The following is a 6,290-nucleotide window of genomic DNA, read 5'->3' as shown; positions in this document are numbered from 1 at the left end:
TCTAGTCAACCAGTAAGGGCTTAAATTCTAAGGCCATTACGTGTTAATTAGAGTTTTTTAACATCTTATAATATACTAATCAATACTTACTTCTAGCTTGTCTTCTTCTTTTTTCATTAAGATCATATACACGGGTAGGCCTGTTAATGTGATTGCAATCCCAATCAGAGAACTGCTAAGATTTGTCATAAGGGTACTAACGATGACATAAACGCCTCCCAAAATACCCACAAGTGGCACAATTGGATAAAGCGGCACACTATAACTTCTCTCCTTACCAGCGTTTATTCTTCGAAGTTTAAAGATTCCAGCAACTGTCATTACAAAGAACAACCATACCATGAACATGGCTAAATTGGTTAACATTTCAAACGAACCACTTAAGACGTAAATAGAAGCTAAAGTCCCTTCAAGTAGGAATGCATTTGTTGGTGTGCCAAAGCGCGCATCTACTTGTCCAAAGGTCTTTGAAAATGGCATTAAGCCATTTTGAGCCATTGCAAACGGCACACGTACACCAGTCATCAAGTAGCCATTCAATGCTCCAAATATGGAAATAATGATACCACCTGCAATAATGCTCGCTCCAATTTTACCAAAGAGGATTACAGCTGCATCCGATGTAACTTGTGTTGAAGCAACAACATCATCAATCGGCATTACGTTGATCAAAGCTGTGTTTATAGCAATATAAACGAGAATGATTGCCAACAAACCGAAGATGATCGCCTTTGGCAAATCTTTCGTTGGGTTTCTCATTTCACCTGCCATATTGCCAACGCCGACCCAACCATCATAGGCCCATAAAGTTCCTAAAATAGCTGCGCCAAGTCCTGTGTAATTCACACTTTCACTGCCGATGCTAGAAAGGCCACCAAGTATTGCATCAAAGCCTTGCGCATTTCCCCTTACAAGACCATAGCCGATGATTGCAATGATTGGCACTAACTTAGCCACTGTTGAAACGAGTTGAACTCGACTGCCAAGTTTTGTCGATAATACGTTGATAAAAATAATAAAGAAAATGAATATAATTGCAAATATTTTTTGCACCATCGGCGATATTTCTACAAAAAATGTAATCTGAGAAATCAATACAATAGATAATGCCGCGACAACACCTGGAACATAAATTAAACTTTGCATCCAGCCAAAAAGAAAGGCTGTTTTTTCACCGTAGAGTTCATTAAGATAGGCAAAAACTCCCCCAGTTTTAGGAATTGCTGTTGCTATCTCAGTAACGGTCAATGCTGAAGCCATTGTTATAAGGCCTCCTAATATCCAAGCCATGATGCCCCAAAACGGACTACCCGCCTGACTGAAAACAGTAGATGCTTTAAAAAATATTCCCGAACCAATAACAACACCTACAACCATTGTCATTGCTTCCATTAATCCAATTTCTTTCTTTAAAGTTGTTCCCTTCATTCTTCCTCCATACATTGATGTCTATTATTGTTAAAAGAGAAAATACGCATTAATAACTATAGCTTCTTTTTTGCACAACTTGATTATTTTACAGTAAAGCTAAAATCTAATCAATACAATTTCACTTAATTATCGCGATAATTTTCTTAAATTTTTGTTATCGCTTACTTTGAAGGGAAAATTACCCAGACTTGGCATAAGGGCTTGAATTACAGCTTTATGAATTTAAAAAATGAAGCATCAGCGCTTTCATTTATATAATATTTTTTTAATGTATGATCGGTTGTCTGTGTACCAATTTGATATTCCTCCCATCCGTTTTCTGCCTCAACCAACCAACGAATTTTAAATGTACGCTTTATGGGATCCATAATGACCGTCTTAACTGTGCCAAAAAAATCTGAATAGTATGATGTAGATAGACCTATAGGATATTTGCTAATAAAAAAATCACACAAGTCATTTTCATTAAAGGTTTTCTTATTTTCCATAAACCGCTCTATATTTTGTAATCGAACAAGTGAATTATGCATTGCAAAGGGTTCTCGATTCTGAAATGATCGAATTGCAATATGGTTTGTTGCACACAAATACTTACGTTTACTTTCAGAGCTTATAGTTTGAGATGTTATTTCGCCATCCATGGTCTCCACAATACAGCCGTTTCCATTTGCATCTATTATTAATAAGTTTATATTATATGCAATTGGCATTTCCTTAACCATAACCAATGCTTCATCCATGTCTTTACAATTTTCCAATAAACTTCTGATGACTGCCCAAAACTGTAATCCCTTTATTTTAGGCGACCTCATCTCACTTATATTACTAACTGGCAATCCACAAGACGACATTGAAATTGCAAGACCACATTCATTAATCCCTTCACTCCTACCAAATAGTGCAACACTGCCTCCAATATGACCATACCTGCCTTTAGGGTTTGTTTCAAATACAATCATATCCTCATGTTCTAAATCAAACTCATAATTTCTTATGAGTCTGGGATTACCGTCATCCATAAGACTTCTATTTAAGATTAAACCAGAACATCTTGGAATTAAATAAGTCATCCATGTATATGCAATATCGCTTATAGGTATATTATAAGCATGCGCATAACTCTCAAGTTCCTCAACTAAGCCAGGACAATATCGATTGTAAAGTTCTATTGCTTCTCTCAGCTCAACATCTGTGAACGTTGCTGGTGCTTTCACAAACCCTGAGTTTGCCTTTATTTTGGATGCCAGTTGCCTTCCAATATCCTGATTACTTCCCTCTAAAACAAAATAAGCTACGGTTTTCTCTTTCATAGAATTCTCCTTTCTGTTTCAAGTTAATTCTACAAGGAACACCATAACTTATCCTGTCATTCTTTGTTTTAAATTGTCCAATATTGATTACTTTTTTATAGGAATCCAAATTTCACTCTTATAATTGGAATCACTTATTTCACCTTTACCATAGACTTCAATATTGTAACCCCAAGTAATCTCGTAATTTTTATTTTCTGGTAACCATTCTTTATATATTCTTGTATTTAAGGCCTGTAATGAGACTGGCATTGGTCCTATACAACGAAATTTTACCCAAGTCAATGCTGGAATTTCTATAATTTCACACCCTTTAAATTCGGAGTTCTCATCATAATCTCCAGCAATATAGTAGTCAAATTCTTTTGGATTACGCAGTACATCGATGCATATACCATACTTTCCAATATTGAAATCTGACACCAGACCTCTATCTATTTTCAAGCTGCATTTTCGCTTCCATTCCCTCCAAAATTCTGGAATTTTATCAAATGCATTTTCATACGAAAAACGTGCACCAATCCCTATTACTTTAAAGGCATCCATCTCCTCAATAGTATATTCTAATTGGTCACCTCCCTTGACAGAAATATTTATTTCAATGGGATGAAATGGTTTTATCATATATGGCTGCTTTTTCAATTTCGTTGGTGACAAACCATGAAATCGGCTAAAAGCTTTGGTAAAGCTCTCAGGTGTTTCATAGCCATAACGATATGCTAGATCAATCACTTTATCATCATTTTCTATAAGATCAAGTGCAGCTAAATATAATCGCCTGTTCCTTATGTACTCGGCAACAGTATAGCCACTCATAATATTAAATGCCTTATGAAAATAAAATTGTGAAATATGAACATGTTTTGCAAGAGTATCTAATGTTAAATCAGAAAGTAAGTTTTGTTCAATGTATTCAACAGTTTCTCTAAAAGCGATTGTCCATTCCAAAGTATTCACCACTTCCTTTGTAATTTTTATCCTACGCCATAATCGACAGGCAACCATATATATAAATGGCCATCGATTACGAAAGATTTAAGCAAGGGCCCCTATTATAGTTTATTTCTATCCCTGTTTAAACCCAGTAGTTGTTTCTTATTATACTAATGATTATAATAATTTTTCTTCAAATTAATATCGTATGAATGCTATATAATAATTGCCATTATAAATTGTAAAGTTATACGATATAGCCCTCTTTTAACTTAATTGGAAAATAGCGCTGCATCTGCTTATAGCCAAGCCCCAACTCAATCTCCCTATAAACAGGATCTCTTCCATCCTCATACAAATAAGGCATATTAAACATGACTTTCCGGTTTTCATCCATGACGAAATTGGTGTTTTCAAGCCACTGATGCACCTTACCTTCAACCTTGCTCAGGCTTTCGTTATCTTCATCAATACTGACCGCCATGGCATAAAGGCCACCCTTGAAATCGATTAAATCAAAGGGCGCGACATCCTCATTAGTGACCCCCTCATGTACAGCACATAGCCACTCAACCTTGTCTTCAACAGAAAGCAGAAAATCAAAGCAGTCAAAAATCACACTTTTGTAAAGGTGTACCTTCTGCCAAAGCTGATACATATAGCCACCATGCTTGAACATATCGTCCCATGACTGAACGCCCACTGTAACCGCTTTAAAATCCGGTATTCTAACCACCATGATGTCTGGAATTTTCTTGTCGAGCTGGTCTGAAATTTCAAGTAGACGATTCACCTTTGATGGTTTTCCTATGTAGTCAACACTGGTCAACTGTGTTTCGATTTCTTTAGCCTTAGAATATAAGAGCTTGATGTCTGAGTTTTCGGTGAAATTTATTTGCTCAATCTCATGAATGAAATCCAACACGATTTCTTTTAACTCATGTAAAAGTGCCACCTCATCATCGATACTTGTCACCTTCTTGCCTAATACCTCTAAAACGATTTCCGAACCTGATGTGCTAAAAACTCTCTGAATATCTCTAATACTAATACTTAGTTTACGAAGGATTAAAATTTGTTCGAGTCTTCTTATGGCATTTTCATCATACATCCTATAAGCATAATCCGTACTTCTAACACTTGTGAGTAGTCCCATATCCTCGTAATATCGCAATGTACGAGCAGTTACATCGTATTGGCTTGACACATCTTTGATCTTAATTAAATTGCTCATCTTCATTACCTCTCTTCTTATATATTATGATTTATACTCAGAATACAGGATTACCCAAAGGAAGAGTCAAGGGCTAATCCATGTTTTTTTTAGTTCCACACTAATAATTAGATGTACTTAGCTGTAATTGACCTTTCGCAAGATTTTAATTTTATCGGCTCACCTTCAAACAAAATCTCACCACCGCGACTACCACCATCTACACCAAGATCGATAATCCAATCGGCATTTCTTATGACATCAAGATTGTGTTCAATGACAACAACTGTGTTTCCCTTATCCACGAGCTTGTTAATAATTTTTAAAATCGACTTAATATCAGACATATGGAGCCCTGTTGTCGGTTCATCCAGAATATAAATATTACCTTTTTTACTGAGCTCTTTTGCCAGTTTTAGGCGCTGACATTCCCCACCTGAAAGCGTATCAAGTGTTTGACCAAGTGTAATATAGCCAAGGCCTACTTCTAGGATATTCTTTAACTTGTTCTTAATTGAAGCCTCTGTGAAAAAATCCTTTGCTTGCTCTATGGTCAAGGCAAGCACTTCCACGATGTTTTTATCGTTATAGGTAAAACTTAAGACTTCCGTTTTGAATCGATTTCCACCACACGCTTCACAAACAGTTTCAACACTGGTCATAAAAGCGAGGTCATTTTCTATAAAGCCTCTACCACTACACATCTCACAAGCGCCTTCTGAATTATAGCTAAAAAGGCCTGCACTGACACTGTTTTCTACCGAAAAAAGCTTGCGAATGTTGTCCATAATCCCTGTATAGGTTGCGGAATTAGAACGTAAATTTCCAGAAACAGGAGATTGATCAACAAGAATCGCCTCAGGATATTCTTTTGAAAACACGCCATTTACAAGTGTGGACTTCCCTGAACCTGCAACCCCAGTGACAACTGTAAACAGACCAACTGGTATCCTTAAACTGACGTTTTTAAGGTTGTGCAAGCTCGTCTTTGAGGTCACTAAAAAATCTTTTGGTTTTCTGACATCCATTTTTATTGGGAACGATTTTGATAGAAATTGTCCTGTTAAGGTACCTGATCCTATTAGATTGTCAAAAGACCCTTCATAACAGACCTCACCACCCTTGACCCCTGCAAGTGGGCCCATATCAACAATATGGTCTGCTACCTTAATCACATCTGGATCATGCTCTACTACTATTACCGTATTGCCCTTGTCACGCAATTTTCTTATCAGTTCATTGAGTCGGTGAACATCTCTAGGATGAAGACCAATGCTGGGTTCATCAAAAATATAGACAACATCGGTTAAACTGCTCGTTAAATGCTTTACCATCTTAACGCGCTGGGATTCACCTCCTGAAAGCGTGGCTGTTTCTCTATCTAGAGTCACATAATCAAGCCC

At 36.7% G+C, this 6,290-nt stretch carries 5 protein-coding genes; all 5 read right to left on the bottom strand.

Annotation, left to right across the window (positions count from 1 at the left end):
- Positions 1-75: 75 nt before the first annotated feature.
- Positions 76-1,428 carry an APC family permease gene (locus AC220I_RS16575; protein ID WP_486724974.1) on the bottom strand — a complete coding sequence of 451 codons (1,353 nt, stop codon included), beginning with the start codon at positions 1,426-1,428 and terminating at the stop codon, positions 76-78.
- Between the two features lie 209 nt (positions 1,429-1,637).
- Positions 1,638-2,741 (bottom strand): C45 family autoproteolytic acyltransferase/hydrolase, encoded by a 1,104-nt coding sequence (locus AC220I_RS16570; protein WP_486724973.1) that lies wholly within the window; start codon positions 2,739-2,741, stop codon positions 1,638-1,640.
- 87 nt (positions 2,742-2,828) lie between these two features.
- Positions 2,829-3,698, bottom strand: a complete 870-nt coding sequence (locus AC220I_RS16565; protein ID WP_486724972.1) for an AraC family transcriptional regulator — start codon at positions 3,696-3,698, stop codon at positions 2,829-2,831.
- Positions 3,699-3,921: 223 nt separating this feature from the next.
- Complete coding sequence (locus tag AC220I_RS16560; RefSeq protein ID WP_486724971.1) at positions 3,922-4,908, bottom strand: helix-turn-helix domain-containing protein; 987 nt, start codon at positions 4,906-4,908, stop codon at positions 3,922-3,924.
- A 107-nt stretch (positions 4,909-5,015) separates the two neighbouring features.
- Positions 5,016-6,290, bottom strand: a 1,275-nt coding sequence (locus AC220I_RS16555) for an ATP-binding cassette domain-containing protein (RefSeq protein WP_486724970.1), incomplete at its 5' end; no start/stop codon positions are given.

This window comes from Fusibacter sp. (assembly GCF_057447755.1).
The sequence above is the reverse complement of the archived record's forward strand: the minus strand, read 5'-3'. Positions and strand labels throughout refer to the sequence as shown.